Annotated in this window: 14 protein-coding genes; 9 read left to right on the forward strand and 5 right to left on the reverse strand. The window is 70.6% G+C overall.

All coding sequences use genetic code 11. The annotated features are described in order from the left end of the window. Window positions 1-212 precede the first annotated feature (212 nt). Window positions 213-992: a transcriptional repressor LexA gene (gene lexA, locus ACGF5O_RS14485; RefSeq protein ID WP_393810214.1), complete on the reverse strand. Its 780-nt coding sequence runs from the start codon at window positions 990-992 to the stop codon at window positions 213-215. 503 nt (window positions 993-1,495) lie between these two features. On the opposite strand from lexA, the gene nrdR reads away from it, so the two are divergent. Continuing rightward, on the forward strand, window positions 1,496-2,047 hold the full coding sequence (gene nrdR / locus ACGF5O_RS14490) for a transcriptional regulator NrdR (RefSeq protein ID WP_393810215.1): 552 nt from the start codon (window positions 1,496-1,498) through the stop codon (window positions 2,045-2,047). A 163-nt stretch (window positions 2,048-2,210) separates the two neighbouring features. After that, the gene (locus tag ACGF5O_RS14495) at window positions 2,211-5,105 is read left to right on the forward strand and encodes a vitamin B12-dependent ribonucleotide reductase (protein ID WP_393810216.1); all 2,895 of its coding nucleotides are present in this window, start codon (window positions 2,211-2,213) and stop codon (window positions 5,103-5,105) included. 88 nt (window positions 5,106-5,193) lie between these two features. Here ACGF5O_RS14495 and ACGF5O_RS14500 read toward each other — a convergent pair whose 3' ends face one another. Beyond that, window positions 5,194-5,727 carry a TerD family protein gene (locus ACGF5O_RS14500; protein ID WP_393810217.1) on the reverse strand — a complete coding sequence of 178 codons (534 nt, stop codon included), beginning with the start codon at window positions 5,725-5,727 and terminating at the stop codon, window positions 5,194-5,196. A gap of 150 nt (window positions 5,728-5,877) precedes the next feature. On the opposite strand from ACGF5O_RS14500, the gene ACGF5O_RS14505 reads away from it, so the two are divergent. The 3 genes from ACGF5O_RS14505 to ACGF5O_RS14515 all read left to right on the forward strand — a co-directional run bounded on the left by ACGF5O_RS14505 (window position 5,878) and on the right by ACGF5O_RS14515 (window position 8,169). Continuing rightward, complete coding sequence (locus ACGF5O_RS14505) at window positions 5,878-6,483, forward strand: YdbC family protein (protein ID WP_393810218.1); 606 nt, start codon at window positions 5,878-5,880, stop codon at window positions 6,481-6,483. A gap of 86 nt (window positions 6,484-6,569) precedes the next feature. Further along, on the forward strand, window positions 6,570-7,229 hold the full coding sequence (locus ACGF5O_RS14510; RefSeq protein ID WP_362588407.1) for a histidine phosphatase family protein: 660 nt from the start codon (window positions 6,570-6,572) through the stop codon (window positions 7,227-7,229). Between the two features lie 10 nt (window positions 7,230-7,239). Next, a complete protein-coding gene (locus tag ACGF5O_RS14515; RefSeq protein WP_393810219.1) occupies window positions 7,240-8,169 on the forward strand; it encodes an ADP-ribosylglycohydrolase family protein in 930 nt (309 codons plus the stop codon). A 334-nt stretch (window positions 8,170-8,503) separates the two neighbouring features. Here the strand turns inward: ACGF5O_RS14515 and ACGF5O_RS14520 are convergent, their stop codons facing one another. Beyond that, on the reverse strand, window positions 8,504-10,051 hold the full coding sequence (locus ACGF5O_RS14520; protein WP_393810220.1) for an MFS transporter: 1,548 nt from the start codon (window positions 10,049-10,051) through the stop codon (window positions 8,504-8,506). A 186-nt stretch (window positions 10,052-10,237) separates the two neighbouring features. Here ACGF5O_RS14520 and ACGF5O_RS14525 point away from each other — a divergent pair, with 186 nt between their 5' ends. The 3 genes from ACGF5O_RS14525 to ACGF5O_RS14535 all read left to right on the forward strand — a co-directional run bounded on the left by ACGF5O_RS14525 (window position 10,238) and on the right by ACGF5O_RS14535 (window position 12,340). Next, window positions 10,238-10,861, forward strand: a complete 624-nt coding sequence (locus tag ACGF5O_RS14525) for a TetR/AcrR family transcriptional regulator (RefSeq protein WP_393810221.1) — start codon at window positions 10,238-10,240, stop codon at window positions 10,859-10,861. A gap of 82 nt (window positions 10,862-10,943) precedes the next feature. Then, on the forward strand, window positions 10,944-11,645 hold the full coding sequence (locus tag ACGF5O_RS14530; RefSeq protein ID WP_393810222.1) for a ribonuclease HII: 702 nt from the start codon (window positions 10,944-10,946) through the stop codon (window positions 11,643-11,645). Between the two features lie 68 nt (window positions 11,646-11,713). After that, window positions 11,714-12,340, forward strand: a complete 627-nt coding sequence (locus ACGF5O_RS14535; RefSeq protein ID WP_393810223.1) for a hypothetical protein — start codon at window positions 11,714-11,716, stop codon at window positions 12,338-12,340. Between the two features lie 336 nt (window positions 12,341-12,676). Here ACGF5O_RS14535 and ACGF5O_RS14540 read toward each other — a convergent pair whose 3' ends face one another. Both ACGF5O_RS14540 and ACGF5O_RS14545 read right to left on the reverse strand, forming a co-directional pair. After that, entirely contained in the window at window positions 12,677-13,297 is a 621-nt protein-coding gene (locus ACGF5O_RS14540; RefSeq protein ID WP_393810224.1) for a hypothetical protein, read from the reverse strand. 295 nt (window positions 13,298-13,592) lie between these two features. After that, a complete protein-coding gene (locus ACGF5O_RS14545; RefSeq protein ID WP_393810225.1) occupies window positions 13,593-15,758 on the reverse strand; it encodes a RecQ family ATP-dependent DNA helicase in 2,166 nt (721 codons plus the stop codon). Between the two features lie 131 nt (window positions 15,759-15,889). Between ACGF5O_RS14545 and ACGF5O_RS14550 the strand changes: the two genes are divergently transcribed. Next, entirely contained in the window at window positions 15,890-17,440 is a 1,551-nt protein-coding gene (locus tag ACGF5O_RS14550) for a DUF4192 family protein (protein ID WP_393810226.1), read from the forward strand. Window positions 17,441-17,712: the final 272 nt, after the last annotated feature.

The following is a 17,712-nucleotide window of genomic DNA, read 5'->3' on the forward strand; positions in this document are numbered from 1 at the left end:
GTGGGGGGGGGGCCGGCGCGGGGGGGGGGGGGGGCGGGGGGGGGGGGGGGGGGGGGTTTTTTTGGGGGGGGGGGGGGCCGGGGGGGGGGCCCCCCCACCCCACGATCCGGGACAGGCCGTTCCGGGAGCCGGACAGAGCAGGACCCCGGAACCGGCGCAGGGGTCCCGGGGCCCGGTCGGAGGGCGGGCAGGATGACCGCCCGCCGCAGGCGTCACACGCGCCGCAGGACCGCGACGACCTTGCCCAGGATGGTCGCGTCGTCGCCGGGGATCGGCTCGTAGGCCGCGTTGTGAGGGAGGAGCCAGACATGGCCGTCCTCGCGCTTGAAGCGCTTGACGGTGGCCTCGCCGTCGAGCATGGCGGCGACGATGTCGCCGTTCTCGGCCACCGGCTGGCGGCGGACGGTGACCCAGTCGCCGTCGCAGATCGCGGCCTCGATCATGGAGTCGCCGACGACCTTGAGCACGAACAGCTCGCCGTCACCGACCAGCTGCCGGGGGAGGGGGAAGACGTCCTCGACCGACTCCTCGGCGAGGATCGGCCCACCGGCGGCGATCCGGCCGACCAGCGGGACGTACGACGCGGCGGGTTTGCCGGCGGTGTCCGTGGGCTGCACGGTGACGGCCTGGTCGGAGCCGCGCACCTCGTACGCGCGCGGGCGGTGCGGGTCGCGGCGCAGGAAGCCCTTGCGTTCCAGTGCCATCAGCTGGTGCGCCACCGAGGACGTGCTGGACAGGCCGACGGCCTGCCCGATCTCCCGCATCGACGGCGGGTAGCCCCGCCGCTGCACCGAGTCCCGGATCACCTCGATCACCCGGCGCTGCCGGTCGGTGAGGCCCGAGCTGTCCGCCCGGATGCCTGGAGGTCGGCCCGGCAGGGCACGCTTGTGTCCCTCGGGATTCACGGCTTCGTTCATGGCATGCACCGGGTCGAGTCGGCCCTGGGAGCGGTCCTGGGCGGTGATGGTGGCACTGTCTGCGGTCGTGGTCACGTCGGCCCCTCTCGATGGTCTCCCTGCTGGACAACGGTAGTTGCTTTCGAAAGGTTGCGCCAAACACACGTTCGAGTGAAAAAACGCGTTTCACCGTACGTGATCGCATGTCTGGGTGTATGGCTCACGCGGTACCCGGCGGGCAAAAGGGCCCATTGTTGTACTCTTCACCGCCGGGGGACGGCCTTGTGGGTGTGCCCAGTCTGCCATCCGGACCGCCGCCGACCGGGATGTCCGTCCCCATCTGCGCCGGAGTCGCACGTGACCTCCGTGCGGCGCCCACGGTATCTCCGTATCCGCCGTAGCGGTACGTGTGCGACACGCGCAACCTGGTGATGTAACTGTCAATCACCACATCTAGTGGTTGGATTGCTACCGCAGCCCACAAGTTGTGGTCCCCCGGGTCTCCGGTCTCTCTGAGATCGCCTATGCTTGGGGCTGCTTCGAGGGGCCCATGTGGCCCAGCGAGGCTATTGAGTCTGCTGTGAGGAGGGTTGGAGATCATGCACTGCCCCTTCTGCAGGCACCCCGACAGCCGTGTGGTCGACAGTCGTACGACCGACGACGGCACGTCGATCCGCAGGCGCCGCCAGTGTCCGGACTGCTCCCGTCGTTTCACGACCGTGGAGACGTGCTCGCTCATGGTGGTCAAGCGGTCCGGAGTCACCGAGCCGTTCAGTCGTACCAAGGTCATCAACGGCGTGCGCAAGGCATGCCAGGGACGGCCTGTCACCGAGGACGCACTCGCCCAGCTCGGCCAGCGGGTCGAGGAGGCGGTGCGGGCCACCGGAAGCGCCGAGCTGACCACCCACGACGTGGGACTGGCCATACTCGGCCCGTTGCAGGAGCTCGACCTGGTCGCCTACCTGCGATTCGCCTCCGTCTACCGGGCGTTCGACTCGCTCGAGGACTTCGAGGCCGCGATCGCGGAGCTCAGGCAGGCGGCCAAGGACCCCGTCGCGGACGACGAAGACGCGGCAGCGGGGGGCCAGGAGGACGATCACGGGCCAGGCGGGGGCGCACAGGTACCCGCACCCGTTCACGCCGCCGGCTGACGGGAGGACCGGAACAGGGCGGAGGGCCCGGATCCGGTTGTCGGACGGCGATCCAGGACTTGTCGCGGGTGGCAGTTGAGGGCCCCCGTGACTGAAAACAGGACAGCGTGTCACGGGAACATCGTGGCATTTCAGGGCGTTTTAGCCCGTACAGGGAGGCGGCATGACAGAGACGGCGAGCGGTCCGGCACGGAGTTCCCGCGCGAAGGGCACCAAGGCCACCAAGGGACTGCGTATCGAGCGCATCCACACCACCCCCGGCGTACACCCGTACGACGAGGTGAGCTGGGAGCGCCGTGACGTCGTCATGACCAACTGGCGCGACGGCTCGGTCAACTTCGAGCAGCGTGGCGTCGAGTTCCCCGACTTCTGGTCGGTGAACGCGGTCAACATCGTCACCAGCAAGTACTTCCGCGGTGCCGTCGGCACCCCGCAGCGCGAGACCGGCCTCAGGCAGCTGATCGACCGCATCGTGAAGACGTACCGGAAGGCCGGCGAGGACTACAAGTACTTCGCCTCGCCCGCCGACGCCGAGATCTTCGAGCACGAGCTGGCGTACGCCCTCCTGCACCAGATCTTCAGCTTCAACAGCCCCGTCTGGTTCAACGTGGGCACCCCGCAGCCCCAGCAGGTCTCCGCCTGCTTCATCCTGTCCGTCGACGACTCCATGGAGTCGATCCTCGACTGGTACAAGGAAGAGGGCATGATCTTCAAGGGCGGCTCCGGTGCCGGCCTGAACCTGTCCCGCATCCGCTCCTCCAAGGAGCTGCTCTCCTCCGGCGGCAACGCCTCGGGACCGGTCTCCTTCATGCGCGGCGCCGACGCCTCCGCGGGCACCATCAAGTCCGGCGGTGCCACCCGCCGCGCCGCCAAGATGGTCATCCTCGACGTCGACCACCCCGACATCGAGGACTTCATCGAGACCAAGGTCAAGGAGGAGGAGAAGATCCGCGCCCTCCGTGACGCGGGCTTCGACATGGACCTGGGCGGCGACGACATCACGTCCGTCCAGTACCAGAACGCCAACAACTCGGTCCGCGTGAACGACGAGTTCATGAAGGCGGTCGAGCAGGGCGGCCAGTTCGGTCTGCGCGCCCGCATGACCGGTGAGGTCATCGAGGAGGTCGGCGCCAAGTCCCTCTTCCGCAAGATGGCCGAGGCCGCCTGGGCCTGCGCCGACCCGGGCATCCAGTACGACGACACGATCAACCACTGGCACACCTGCCCGGAGTCCGGCCGGATCAACGGCTCGAACCCCTGCAGCGAGTACATGCACCTGGACAACACGTCCTGCAACCTCGCCTCGCTGAACCTGATGAAGTTCCTGAAGGACGACGGCAAGGGCAGCCAGTCCTTCGAGGTCGAGCGCTTCGCGAAGGTCGTCGAGCTCGTCATCACCGCGATGGACATCTCGATCTGCTTCGCGGACTTCCCGACCCAGAAGATCGGCGAGAACACCCGCGCCTTCCGCCAGCTCGGCATCGGCTACGCCAACCTCGGCGCCCTGCTGATGGCGACCGGCCACGCCTACGACTCCGACGGCGGCCGCGCCCTCGCCGGTGCCATCACCTCCCTGATGACCGGCACGGCGTACAAGCGCTCCTCGGAGCTCGCCGCGGTCGTCGGCCCGTACGACGGCTACGCCCGCAACGCCGACGCCCACAACCGCGTCATGAAGCAGCACGCCGACGCCAACACCGTCGCCGTCCGCATGGACGACCTGGACACCCCGGTCTGGGCCGCCGCCACGGAGGCCTGGCAGGACGTGCTGCGTCTCGGTGAGAAGAACGGTTTCCGTAACTCCCAGGCGTCCGTCCTCGCCCCGACCGGCACCATCGGTCTGGCGATGTCCTGCGACACCACCGGCGTCGAGCCCGACCTCGCCCTGGTCAAGTTCAAGAAGCTGGTCGGCGGCGGTTCGATGCAGATCGTCAACGGCACGGTCCCGCAGGCCCTGCGCCGCCTGGGCTACCAGGAGGAGCAGATCGAGGCGATCGTCGCCCACATCGCCGAGAACGGCAATGTGATCGACGCCCCCGGTCTCAAGCAGGAGCACTACGAGGTCTTCGACTGCGCCATGGGCGAGCGCGCCATCTCCCCGATGGGCCACGTCCGCATGATGGCCGCGATCCAGCCGTGGATCTCCGGTGCCATCTCCAAGACGGTCAACATGCCGGAGACGGCGACCGTCGAGGAGGTCGAGGAGATCTACTACGAGGCCTGGAAGCTCGGCGTCAAGGCGCTCGCGATCTACCGGGACAACTGCAAGGTCGGCCAGCCGCTCTCCGCCAAGACCAAGGAGAAGGAGAAGGAGGCGGTCACCGCGAAGACCGAGGCGACCATCCGCGAGACGGTCGAGAAGGTCATCGAGTACCGCCCGGTCCGCAAGCGCCTCCCGAAGGGTCGTCCCGGCATCACCACGTCCTTCACCGTCGGCGGTGCCGAGGGCTACATGACGGCCAACTCCTACCCGGACGACGGCCTGGGCGAGGTCTTCCTGAAGATGTCCAAGCAGGGCTCGACCCTCGCGGGCATGATGGACGCCTTCTCCATCGCGGTCTCCGTCGGCCTCCAGTACGGCGTGCCGCTGGAGACCTACGTCTCGAAGTTCACCAACATGCGCTTCGAGCCGGCCGGCATGACGGACGACCCGGACGTGCGGATGGCGCAGTCGATCGTCGACTACATCTTCCGCCGCCTGGCGCTGGACTTCCTGCCGTTCGAGACGCGCTCCGCGCTCGGCATCCACTCCGCCGAGGAGCGTCAGCGCCACCTGGAGACCGGTTCGTACGAGCCGTCCCTCGACGACGACGAGGTCGACGTCGAGGGCCTGGCCCAGTCGGCGCCGCGTGCCCAGGAGCTGAAGGCCGTCGCCGCCCCGAAGATCGAGGTGGCCAAGCCGGCTCCGAAGCAGGCCCACACCAGCGCCGAACTGGTGGAGATGCAGCTGGGCATCCAGGCCGACGCCCCGCTCTGCTTCTCCTGCGGCACGAAGATGCAGCGGGCCGGCTCCTGCTACATCTGCGAGGGCTGCGGCTCGACCAGCGGCTGCAGCTGACGGGTCGGTGTGATGTGAAGTTAAGGGGCGTCGGCCATCGCCGACGCCCCTTACCGTTTGCCTGTCGCGGGCGGGCGGTCCTCCCGTGTCAGGGGCGGCCGAGTCCGCCCATCTCCCGGCTGAAGACCACCGGGTCGTCCTCGAAGCCGTGCAGCCCGGGCCGGAAGCTCCAGTCGCCGGAGCCGTCGCGTACGAACTCCGCGACGGTGGCGGCCGTCGCCCCGAGGACCGAGCCGAAGTCGTCCTCGGCCAGCACGGTGTAGCCCTCCCGGACGCGGACGGCCGGGTTCAGGACGTTCACGAACGTCCGGTGGGTGGAGCGCTGCTGGATGACGACTCCGACGACCACGCGCGCGTACCGGCTGCCGAGCCGGTCCAGTTCGAGCGTCATCACCTCGTCCCAGCCGAAGCCCTTGCCGTCCTGGCTGTCCCGGTTGAGAAAAATCGTGCCGTCGGGCGAACGGCTGTCGAAGTGCACCAGATAGGCCGGAGTTCCGTACGGGTCAGCCGTCGTGAACGTCCCCGCGACGACGTCGAGATCGGTCGGCGGCTGCCCGGAAGGGCTCGGATCCCACTTCACCGCGACCTCGACCTTGCGGATCGCCTTGCTGAAACCGCTCACCACGCGTCCCCTTCCCCCTAGAGGTCACTACCCCAACTGATGGTTTGCCAAGGCTCTTTGTCCATCGTGCCACGCGCGCGGGGGCGTATGCGCGGGTGATCTCCGCCGGAGCGTGACCGGCGCCACGCCCCATGGCCTTACGATGGCGCGGTGCTGGTCAAGTGGATTCGCTGCACCGTGGTTGACCGCCGGGGCTTCGAGCGGGGGCAGCGGAAATGGGCGGGGCTTCCGGGGGAGCCGGGATTTCGGGGACAGGGCGGGGGATGGAGTCGGCAGCGACCTGGAGTGGCGCACATCTTCGCCTTCTGGGAGAGCCGTGCCTTCTACGACTCCTTCATGGCGCGGTCGCACGATCGCCTGGCCGCGTCCCAGGTCGGCACGTACAAGGATCAGCAGGTCAAGCTGTTCGAGTACCGGTTCGACGTGAAGACCGGCTTCGAACCGAGGTTCACGGACAGCGACCTGGTCCGGGTGGCCCTCTGCCGGGTGCACGAGGAGCGCGTCGAACACTTCACGCTGATGCAGGAGAAGGTCTGGAACCCGGCCATGGCCGGCTCGCCCGGCATGATCCGCGGCATGTTCGCGGAGGCGCCGGAGAACGAGTTCATGATCCTTTCGATGTGGCGGTCGGCCGCCGAGCACGGCAAGTACCGCACCGAACGGGTGGAGCGGCTGGCGCTCCGCGCGCAGACGGAGGCCGACATCGCGGCCCTCACGGGTGACATCGTGGAGCTGGAACCGAGCTGGATCGTTTGAATATCCAACCCTTGATTTGTGTGACCTGCGCTGTATGGGGCCCATCCGAGTGCTCGATTTTCCGTCACTCGATCTAGGGTTTTGGCATGGCACGACCACGGCGCATCGTCCTTGTCCGGCACGGCGAGTCAACCGGCAATGTCGACGACTCCGTGTACGAGCGGGAACCCGACCACGCACTGGCCCTCACCGAGCGGGGCTGGCGGCAGGCCGAGGAGACCGGAAAACGCGTCCGGGAGATCTTCGGCCAGGAGCGCGTCAGCGTGTACGTCTCGCCCTACCGGCGTACGCACGACACCCTCCGGGCCTTCCATCTCGACCCGGATCTCATACGCGTACGCGAGGAGCCCCGGCTGCGTGAGCAGGACTGGGGAAACTGGCAGGACCGCGACGACGTACGGCTGCAGAAGACGTACCGGGACGCCTACGGGCACTTCTTCTTCCGCTTCCCGCAGGGTGAGTCGGGGGCCGACGTGTACGACCGCGTCGGCGGCTTCCTGGAGAGCCTGTTCCGCAGCTTCGAGGCGCCGGACCACCCGCCCAACGTGCTCCTGGTGACCCACGGCCTGGCGATGCGGCTGTTCTGCATGCGCTGGTTCCACTGGACGGTGGCGGAGTTCGAGTCGCTCTCCAACCCCGGGAACGCCGAGATGCGGATGCTCGTTCTCGGGGACGACGGCAAGTACACGCTCAACCAGCCCTTCGACCGCTGGCGGGACCCCGAGCCGCACTGGATGAGCGGCTAGGCTGGCCGCGATGACCTCCTCCTCCGAAACCTCGACCCCGGGGCGCCTGGAGCGCGCCCTGACCAGCTTGCGCGGACTCGCGGTCGGCGACGCGCTGGGCTCGCAGTTCTTCGTGCCGGTGAACTACCCGCTGCTGAAGCGACGGGAGCTGCCTCCGGCCCCCTGGCAATGGACCGACGACACCGAGATGGCCTGCTCCGTCGTCGCCGTCCTGGCCGCCCACCACCGCGTCGACCAGGACGCGCTGGCCCACTCCTTCGCCGCGCACCACGACTTCGACCGGGGCTACGGCCCCGCGGTGAACCGCCTGCTGCGCCTCGTCCGGGAAGGCGGCGACTGGCGCGAGCTGGCCGCCGGGCTCTTCGACGGGCGGGGATCCTGGGGCAACGGCGCGGCGATGCGGATCGCACCCCTGGGCGCCTGGTACGCGGACGATCCGGAGCAGGCCACCCACCAGGCCGAGATCTCCGCCTACCCCACGCACCAGCACCGGGAGGCCGTGGCCGGTGCCATGGCCGTGGCGGCCGCCGCGGCGCTGGTCGCCGCGCCCGATGGCCCGCCGAGCCCCGAGGCACTCCTCGACGGGGTCGTCGCCCTCGTCCCCAGGAGCGCCGTCGGCCAGGGCCTGCGGCGCGCCCGCGACATGCTCGACTACGGTGACGCGGGCACCGTCGCGGCCGTCCTGGGCTGCGGACGCCGTACGACCGCCCATGACACCGTCCCCTTCGCGCTCTGGTCGGCGGCACGCGCCCTCGGCGACTACGAGACGGGATTCTGGGCGACCGCCCAGGTGGGCGGCGACGTGGACACCACCTGCGCCATCGTGGGCGGCGTGCTCGCGGGTGCCCGGGCGGGAGCGCCGCCGGCCGCCTGGGCGGAGCGGACAGAGGCGCTGCCGGAATGGGTACCGGCGGGGGCTGGCACCGGCGTCGGCGGATGACCGGCTGAGGCCGTCCCCTCTCCGTACCCCGTGGTCCAAGCTGAATCCCGCGATCCGCAGAGGAAACTCTCCGTACCTGGCGGGAACTCTCCGTGACCGCCTGGCGTTTTCCCGGTAGCCGTGCCACCCGGGCGCATGTGCCGACGGGTGGGCGGAAGGCGTAGTCGCGGGGGAGGTGCCGGTCGTGTGGGTCGGGTTGCCGCTTTCGATGGTGTGCGCCGTGCTCGTGGTCGCGGCGCAGGCGGTCGGGATGCGGATGGCCGGACCTCGGCCTCTGCCGTCTGGCCCCCGGCGGAGGTCCGGCCGTCCGCGGCTCTGTGCGGCCCCGGTGGGGTCAGCCCACCCCCGGGCCGGCCGTGCCGGCGAGCGCTTCGAGGTCGCTCTTGCGGACCTTGATCACCAGCCAGGCGGTGAGCAGTCCGAGCCCGGCCATGACGGCGGCGGGGATGAACGCGGTCGAGATGCCGTGTGCGAGCACCTCGTGCCCCCACGGCGCGGGCAGCTGACGGGTCTTGGCGAACTCCGCCTTCTGCTCCGGCGAACCGTCGGCGAGGAACTTCGGCAGTTGCTTCTTCGCCTCGTCCTTGCTGGCCGAACCGAACACCGTGGTCAGGATGGACAGGCCCAGCGAACCGCCCACCTGCTGCATGGCGTTGAGCAGACCGGAAGCCGCCCCGGCCTCGCGCTGGGCGACACCGGAGACCGCGGTGACGGTCGCCGTCACGAAGTTCAGCCCCATACCGAAGCCGAAGACCAGCATGGGCCCGAGGATTCCGCCGAGATAGGAGCTGTCGGGCTTGATGAACGTCTGCCAGGTGAGTCCGACGACCACGAGTCCCGAACCGGTCATCATGAACGGCTTCGGGCCCAGGACGGGCAGGAAGCGCTGCGAGAGCCCGGCGCCGACGGCGATGGCCGCCGTCACGGGCAGGAAGGCCAGACCGGCCCTGATCGGGCTGTAGCCCAGCACGTTCTGCACGAACAGCACGATGTAGAAGAACATCCCGAACATCGCGGCGGCCAGACTGAGCATGATCACGTAGGTGCCGGAGCGGTTGCGGTCGGCGAACATCCGCAGCGGCGTGATGGGTTCCTTCGCCCGGGTCTCGATGAAGACGAAGGAGAGCAGCAGGACCACCGCGGCGGCGAACGACCCGAGTGTCAGGCCGTCGCGCCAGCCCTCCTCCGAAGCCCGGATGAAGCCGTAGACCAGGGCGGCCATGCCCAGCGTGGAGGTCATCGCCCCCGCGATGTCGAACCGTCCGGGGTGCCGTTCGGACTCGTTGATGTACTGCGGGGTGAGAGCGGCGATCAGCAGTCCGATCGGTACGTTGACGAAAAGCACCCAGCGCCAGTCGAGCCAGTCGGTGAGCATGCCGCCGGCCAGCAGTCCGATGGCCCCGCCGCCCGCGGAGACGGCGGCGAACACGCCGAACGCCCGGTTCCGCTCGGGACCTTCGGGGAAGGTCGTGGTGATCAGCGCCAGCGAGGTCGGCGAAGCGATCGCGCCGCCGACACCCTGAAGGGCGCGGGCGGCGAGCAGCTGCCAGGGTTCCTGGGCGAGACCGCCGAGGAGCGAGGCGAAGGTGAACAGCAGGATGCCGGTCATGAACACCCGGCGTCGGCCGAGGATGTCGCCGGCCCGCGCGCCGAGGAGCAGCAGGCCGCCGAAGGTGAGCGTGTAGGCGCTGACCACCCACGTGAGGTCCGTGGTGCTGAACTTGAGCGCCTCTTGAATGTGCGGGAGCGCGATATTCACAATCGTCGCGTCAAGTACCACCATGAGCTGGCAGGCGGCAATCACGGTGAGTGCGATGCCGGGGCGCCCCTGCCGACGGGCGGCACCTGGTTTCTGGTCGGGTATCAGCTGAGAGGTTGTCACTATGGATCCCCCACGAAGGTGTTAGTGAACGCCAGCGTTCACTGTGGCTCAACGGTAGTGAGTCCTTGGTAGAGAACGCAAGCGTTCACTTAATTGCGCGTCGTGTGCCGCGTCCCCCTTTGCCGTCGCGCGCCGCGTCCCCCGCTCAGGAATGCCCGCTCCCCTCGCTCGCTGGAGAAACATCAGATGGTTACCTCGCGCTGGACTGCCGCTGCTCCCCAGGCGGCCTCCCCCCGTCGGCGTGGTGCGGTCCTCGAACGCGCGATCCTGGACGCCGCCCTGGAGCAGCTCAGCACGGTCGGCTGGAACGCCCTCACCATGGAGGGCGTCGCCGCCGGCGCCCAGACCGGGAAGGCCGCGGTCTACCGCCGCTGGCCCTCCAAGGAGGAACTGGTCGCCGACGCGCTGCAGGCCGGCCTGCCACGCCTGGAAGAGGCCCCCGACCTCGGAAGTGTGCGCGAAGACCTGTTGGCCCTGTGCCGGCAGGCCCGGGACGCGATGTTCTCGCGCCCCGGCTTCGCGCTGCGGTCCGTGATTCACGAATGCGATCCGCTGCAGGTCGAGCGGTTCCATGGGGTGATCTTCGACGGGGTCGTGGGACCGACGATCCGGCTCATCGGTGACGTCGTCAACCGCGGCATTGAGCGGGGTGAGGTGCGCGCCGACGCGGCCAACGGCTATGTCATCGACGCCATTCCGGCGATGATGATGTACCGCAACAAGATTTCTGGAAGCGAATGGAACGACCAGGAGATCGAGGAGATGATCGACCGGTTCATGCTTCCGCTGCTGCTGTCGCGCGGGGCGTGAACCGTGGCTCCGGCGGCTCCCGGCGCGTTCCGGGAGGCCGGGCTGTCGCTCGGGGATCAGTGCGGCGTACCCTGAGTGCGCCATGCCGTACGAACCGCCTACTCACACCGTCGAGCGCTCCCTTCGCGCCACGACCGGAGCCAAGGTCATTGCCGGTGTCGACGAGGTGGGGCGCGGCGCCTGGGCCGGGCCCGTCACCGTCTGCGCCGCGGTCACCGGTCTTCGCCGACCGCCCGAGGGCCTCACCGACTCCAAGCTGCTGACCGTCAAGCGACGTACGGAACTTGCCGAGGCGCTGCGGGGGTGGGTGACGGCCTACGCCCTGGGGCATGCCTCGCCGGAGGAGATCGACGCCCTCGGGATGACGGCCGCACTGCGACTTGCGGCGGTCCGCGCCCTGGAGGCCTTGCCGGTCCGTCCCGACGCGGTCATCCTCGACGGGAAGCACGACTACCTCGGTACTCCGTGGCGGGTGCGCACGGTCATCAAGGGTGACCGATCGTGCGTGGCCGTGGCCGCCGCCTCGGTGATCGCCAAAGTTCAGCGCGACAAAATGATGGCCGAACTGGGTATCGACCATGCAGACTTCGGATTTGCGGACAATGCCGGGTACCCGTCGCCCGTGCACAAGGCCGCACTGGAGGAGCGGGGCCCCACCCCGTACCACCGGTTGACGTGGGCGTATCTTGATGCGCTGCCCCAGTGGCGGCACCTCAAGAAGGTTCGCAGCTGGGCGGAGGGAAGCGTTCCGGAGATCGAGGGTCAGCTCGGCTTCGACTTCTGACCTTCCAGTCGCACTGTTGTGCCACCCAGTTCACGTGACCTGCACCAATGTTTGATAAAAATCAGCTCATGCCTCTCATTCCCGAGGAGCCTCAGATTCACGAGAGTGCCCAGGGTCCCCGCGCCACTCCGGCCAGTGGCCGCACCGCGCCGACCCCTCGTCCCGTACCCGGCCCCCGCCCCGCGGCCCCGTCGCGTCCCGGTCGTCCCGGCCCTGTGCGGCCCACGCCACCGGTGCAGCGCACGTCGCGTGACGTGGCCAAGCCAGGGCCGTCCGGCCCGGCCGTCCCCGCCGCGGCAGCGGCGGCCCCGCAGATCCAGCTGATCCCGGCCACGGTCGAGAGCGCTCTCGACGCGGCCGAGGAAGCAGTGGACCTGCTCCTCGAATCGGGCCGTGCCCCCGGCGACGTGCTGGTGATCACCACCGGCACGCAGCATCCGTGGGCCGACCACGAGCTGTCCTTCGGCGAAGCCTCCTACTGGGCCCAGCACGACGCGGGCGACGACGTCTTCTACGCGGACGCCGCCGTCGCCTCCCGTGCCGTGACCCGCGCCGTGGTCGTCGTCGCCGTCAACGGCGGACCCGACACCACCGCCGCCACCGCCCTGCCGCTGGCCCTCTCCCGGGCCGGCGCCCTGCTGATCGTCTGCGGCGACCCGCAGCGCATCAACTCGCTGCTGGGCGCAGGCGTCTGAGCTGCCTCCGGCACCTCCGGGACTCCGGAGGTACCGAAGGAGCCGCGGTGGTGACACTGCACGGTGGTGTCTCCGGCATGCCCGGACGACGGGTACGGGCCGCTGTCCGTCGCGGCAGTGGCCGTTCGGCGGACGGAGGACCCGGAGCGCGGTACACGGGCCGGATCCCTCGGGCGGACGGGACCGCGGGGCGACGGGACGTCCACTCCGGCGCGGAGCACGGCATGACCCCGCCGAGCATCCCGTAGGGCCTCTTCACGGCGCCGCGCCCGGCGGGGCGTGCCCGGTCCGTCGTCCCTTCGTGCCCGGTCCGTACTCCCTTGCTGGGGACGGGGTTCAGCGGGCGGCGGCGCGGCGCAGCACCTCGGAGACGGCGCCGCCGGTACGCGGCGGCAGCGGCGGGGCCTCGGACAGGGCGAAGGGTTCGGGAGGCGAGTCGGCGTGCGGACGCCGTCCGCCGCGGCCCTCACCGAGCACCTGCCAGCCGTCGTGCGTCAGCGTGATGTACGCCCCGCAGCGCAGCCCGTGCAGAGTGCACGCGTCCCGCAGCCCCCACATCCAGGCACCGTCCTCCTCCGTCCAACGCGCGTCCCCCTCGCGGCAGTAGAGCAGTACGGCGGTCCGTACCGGGGTGCGGCGGCGCAGGTCGTGCGGGATGACGCGGCGCAACTGTGCCAGCAGCGCGTTGCGGAACATCCAGCCGTCGGCCGGGGCCGAGCGCCGGCCGAAGGACGCGCTGGCACACAGCCGCTCTTCCGGATCGAGAACGGCGACGACCGCGGTGCCCGGCCGGGGGCGATGCCGGGTGTGCAGACCACTGACGACCTCGCGTGGGTTGCGCAGCAGCGGTATTCCGGCGTCGGCCCATTCCGCGGGCTCGAGCAGACGACTGGCGGACGCGGCGGACGCGGACGTCGACAACGATGCCGCCGAGGACGGAGCGAATCCGAAGGTCACGTTCCTCCCTTCGGCTACGCGCCCACACTGCGGGCGAGATCGGATTCGGGGCCGCGCGCACCGCAGCAAAGCCCAACCGGATCACGGACGAGCCGTGCGGGGAGCGGACCTCAATTCTTGCTGTCGAACTTGGATGCGGCAACGAGCAAATGGGGCCACCGACTGTTATCTGGCGGTGCGTGGCTTATATCCCTACCCGATGAGGTGCCCGGAGACCCCTGGGACGTTCGAGCGCGGCACGTTCGTGCGTCGCACCGGCGTGCACCGGCGTTGAAATCGAACAGCAGCGGGCCGGTCAGCCCTGCACGGCGAGGACCAGCGGCAACACCCCCCGCGCCCCGGACCTGCGGAGCATGCGCGCCGCCACCGCCAGGGTCCAGCCGGTCTCGGTGAAGTCGTCCACCAGCAGGACCGGCCCCTGGACCTCGGCGAGGGCGGCGGCGATGCCGGGCGGCACGGTCAGCGCACCGTCGAGGGCCTTCAGACGCTGGGCACTGTTGCTGCGCGAGACCCGGGCCGCCTCGCCCGCGTACTCGACGGAACCCAGCAGGGGCAGCCTGCCGACCTCCGCGATGCGCGCGCCCAGGGAGTGGACCAGCCGGGGCCTGGAGCGCGAGGCGACGGTGACGACACCCACCGGCCGCGGCCGGGCCTCGGCCGCGCCCGGGGCCCAGCCGCCGGGACCCTTCGCCCAGTCGGCCAGCACCTCCACGACGGCACGGGCGACATCGTCCGGCACCGGCACGTCCGGGGCCTGCGGAGCGAGCAGCGGTCGCAGCCGGTTGCCCCAGCCGATGTCCGACAACCGTCCCAGGGCCCGCCCCGCCGATGCCTGTTCACCGGCCGGAATGCGCCCCTTGAGGTCGATGCCGATCGCCGGCAGCCCGGTCGGCCACATCCGGCGGGGCTCCACCTCGACGCCCGCGCGCCCCAGGTCGACCCGCGCGGCGTCCAGCGCGGCCGAGGTGGTGTCGGCCGTGAAGCGGGGCCGCGCGCAGTTGTCGCAGCGACCGCAGGGCTTCGCGCCCTCGTCGTCCAGCTGGCGCTGCAGAAACTCCATCCGGCAGTCCGCCGTGGCCGCGTACTCGCGCATCGCCTGCTGCTCGGCAGCGCGCTGCCTGGCCACCCACGCGTACCGGTCGGCGTCGTACGCCCACGGCTGCCCGGTCGCGACCCAGCCGCCCTTGACCCGTCTGACCGCGCCGTCCACGTCGAGGACCTTCAGCATGGACTCCAGCCGGGACCGGCGCAGCTCCACCAGCGGCTCCAAGGCGGGCAGGGACACGGGTCCGTCGGTCCTGGAGAGGACGTCGAGGGTCCGGCGCACCAGCTCCTCCGACGGGAAGGCGAGCGAGGCGAAGTACTCCCAGATCGCCTCGTCCTCGCGGCCCGGCAGCAGCAGCACCTCGGCGTGCTCGACACCGCGGCCCGCGCGGCCCACCTGCTGGTAGTAGGCGATGGGGGAGGAGGGCGAGCCGAGGTGCACCACGAACCCGAGGTCGGGCTTGTCGAAGCCCATGCCGAGCGCGGAGGTGGCGATCAGCGCCTTGACCCGGTTGCCGAGCAGGTCGTCCTCGGCCTGCTGCCGGTCGGCGTTCTCCGTCTTCCCCGTGTACGAGGCCACGGTGTGTCCGCGCTGCCTGAGGAACGCGGTGACCTCCTCGGCGGCGGCCACGGTGAGCGTGTAGACGATGCCGGAACCCGGCAGTTCGTCCAGGTGGTCCGCGAGCCAGGCCATCCGGTGCGCGGCGTCCGGAAGCCGCAGCACGTTCAGGCTGAGGCTTTCCCGGTCCAGCGGGCCGCGCAGCACCAGCGCGTCCGAGGTGCCGCCGGTGCCGAGTTGCTCGGCCACGTCGGCGGTCACCCGTGCGTTGGCCGTGGCGGTGGTCGCCAGTACCGGCACGCCCGGCGGCAGATCGGCCAGCATGGTGCGCAGCCGCCGGTAGTCGGGCCGGAAGTCGTGGCCCCAGTCGGAGATGCAGTGGGCCTCGTCCACCACGAGCAGCCCGGTCGCCGCGGCCAGCTTGGGCAGCACCTGGTCGCGGAAGTCGGGGTTGTTGAGCCGCTCCGGGGACACGAGGAGGACATCGACCTCACCGGCCGCGATCTCAGCCTGGATCGACTCCCAGTCCTCCGTGTTGGAGGAGTTGATGGTGCGGGCGTGGATGCCGGCCCGGGCCGCGGACTCCACCTGGTTGCGCATGAGCGCGAGCAGCGGGGAGACGATCACCGTCGGCCCCGCGCCGGAGGCACGCAGCAGTGAGGTCGCCACGAAGTACACCGCGGACTTGCCCCAGCCGGTGCGCTGGACGACCAGGGCCCGGCGTCGGTCCGCGACCAGCGCCTCGATCGCCCGCCACTGGTCCTCGCGCAGCCGGGCGGCGCCCGTGTCGTCCCCGACGAGACGGGCGAGGACGATGTCCGCCCGGGCCCGCAGTTCCGCGTTGCTCGTGTGCTCCATGCGTCCCATACAACAGGACGGGACCGACAGCCGGGCGCGCCTGTGGATGCCGGAGACGGCTTTGTCGTGTCCCTGATTCCACTTATCCACAGGCTCAACCGGAATCACAAGATCCGCGAGATCGTCTGCGCATGACGAATCACAGCGAAACCACCGGACCCTCCGAAAACGGCGACATCACCCGGGGCGCGGTCCCGCTCGGACCGTCCGCCCACGACACCCAGGTCACCCTGCGCACGCCGGCCGAACTGGCCGACGCGCTGCCCTATCTGCTGGGGTACCGCCCCGAGGACAGCATGGTGCTGGTGGCCCTCAACGACCGCGCCGGCCGCGGCCGCTTCGGCGGACGGGCCCGGCTCGGCATCCCCGCCAACGAGGACGACTGGGAGTCGGCCGCACGCCAGCTCGCGCAGGGCCTGGTGACGGGCGGCGAGCGCCGGGGAGTCCGGCCCGAGCAGATGGTCGCCTACGTCTGCCAGGAACCGGCGCCCGGCGAATCGGGCCGGGACGTGATGCAGCGGCTCGCGCCGCTGACCCGGTTGCTGCGGATCGAGTGCGGTCGGCTCGACGTGCCCGTGATCGAGGCGCTGTGCGTCTCGGACGGCCGTTTCTGGTCGTACTGCTGCCCGACCGAGGAGTGCTGTCCGCCCGACGGCGTCCCCATGGGCCTGCCCGGCACCTCCGTGCTCGCGGCCGCAGCCGCCTATGCCGGGATCCAGGTCCGCGGCAGCCTCCGTGAGCTGCGGTCCAGGCTGCTTCCCCGGGAGGCCGGCGGCGTACTGGAGCAGGAGATCGCCCTGGACAGCGCCGGCATGGCACTGGTGCCCCGCATCCTCGACGACGCGTTCCGTGCGGACGTGGCCGAGGAGACCCTCGCCCTCGCCCGGCGGGTCATCGACCGGTACGCCGCTGCCACGCCCGTGTCCGGCACCCACCAGGCGGACGTCCGTGACGACACCCTGCTCTCCCACGACGAGGCCGCGACCCTGATTCTCGGGCTGCAGGACCGCACGACCCGCGACCACGCGGCCGCCTGGATGGAGGGCGACGAGGCGGGCCCGGCCCTGCGGCTGTGGCGGGCCCTGGCCCGCCGCTGCGTCGGCTCCTACGGCGAGCACGCCGCCGCTCCCCTCACGCTGGCGGGCTGGGTCGCCTGGTCCACCGGTGACGATCTGGAGGCACGGGAGGCCTTCGCCATGGCCTTGGGCGCGGACCCCGACTACCTCTTCGCCAAACTGCTCCACCAGGCCTGCAACGAGGGCCTGGACCCGGAGTCGATCCGCCGCTGCCTGCGGACGGAACGCACGGAACGCACGGAGAACACGGCACACGCCGGGCGGACGGAACTCACGGACCGCGCCGGTCGCGGGCCGGCGGACGGGACCGGAGCAGTCGGCGACGCCGGTCCGCCGCTCCCCGATGCCGGCGACCCGGCGCCCGCCCGTTCCGGCACCCGCCGTGGCCGTCCCTCACGCACCGCGGACACCGCCGCCGACCGACTGCCACGGCCGGCCGGAACCCGGTTGGGGCAGGTGCGTGCGGGGCGCACCCGCCCAGCCGCCGCCGGGCCGGGCCGCACCCGCACACGCGCGGCGGAGAAGGCGGAGCGGGGTGAGACAGGCGGCCGGGCCGGGCGGGAAGGCACGCGATCCGGGACCGGCCGCGACGAGCGGGACGAATGAGCGCGGGACGTTCCGTGGCGGCAGTCGGCCGGATCTGGGCACGTGATGCGGTCCGCCGGGTCCGGAACCTCGTCGGAGGGACGCGACGCCGTGACCACCCGCGCGGCGGCAGGCGCCGCACCGACCTGTCTGACCAGGGTGTTCGCAGCCTCAGGCACGGCCCGACCGGCCCGAACGGCGCGGCGCCGCGTCGACTTCGGACCGGCTTCGGCAGGCGGGGGCGTGACCAGGAGGAGTCCGTCTCCGTTCACCTGAGTGGCGGAACGCCTGGA

This window comes from Streptomyces sp. NPDC048291, assembly GCF_043201715.1.
GTDB lineage: Bacteria > Actinomycetota > Actinomycetes > Streptomycetales > Streptomycetaceae > Streptomyces.

What these genes read in the sequence shown, in the direction of transcription:
- ACGF5O_RS14550 (WP_393810226.1), top strand. Translation starts at nt 15,890, where the DNA reads ATGACGAATCACAGCGAAACCACCGGACCCTCCGAAAACGGCGACATC.
- ACGF5O_RS14545 (WP_393810225.1), bottom strand. Translation starts at nt 15,758, where the DNA reads ATGGAGCACACGAGCAACGCGGAACTGCGGGCCCGGGCGGACATCGTC.
- ACGF5O_RS14525 (WP_393810221.1), top strand. Translation starts at nt 10,238, where the DNA reads ATGGTTACCTCGCGCTGGACTGCCGCTGCTCCCCAGGCGGCCTCCCCC.
- ACGF5O_RS14535 (WP_393810223.1), top strand. Translation starts at nt 11,714, where the DNA reads ATGCCTCTCATTCCCGAGGAGCCTCAGATTCACGAGAGTGCCCAGGGT.
- ACGF5O_RS14495 (WP_393810216.1), top strand. Translation starts at nt 2,211, where the DNA reads ATGACAGAGACGGCGAGCGGTCCGGCACGGAGTTCCCGCGCGAAGGGC.
- nrdR (WP_393810215.1), top strand. Translation starts at nt 1,496, where the DNA reads ATGCACTGCCCCTTCTGCAGGCACCCCGACAGCCGTGTGGTCGACAGT.
- ACGF5O_RS14530 (WP_393810222.1), top strand. Translation starts at nt 10,944, where the DNA reads ATGCCGTACGAACCGCCTACTCACACCGTCGAGCGCTCCCTTCGCGCC.
- ACGF5O_RS14510 (WP_362588407.1), top strand. Translation starts at nt 6,570, where the DNA reads ATGGCACGACCACGGCGCATCGTCCTTGTCCGGCACGGCGAGTCAACC.
- ACGF5O_RS14515 (WP_393810219.1), top strand. Translation starts at nt 7,240, where the DNA reads ATGACCTCCTCCTCCGAAACCTCGACCCCGGGGCGCCTGGAGCGCGCC.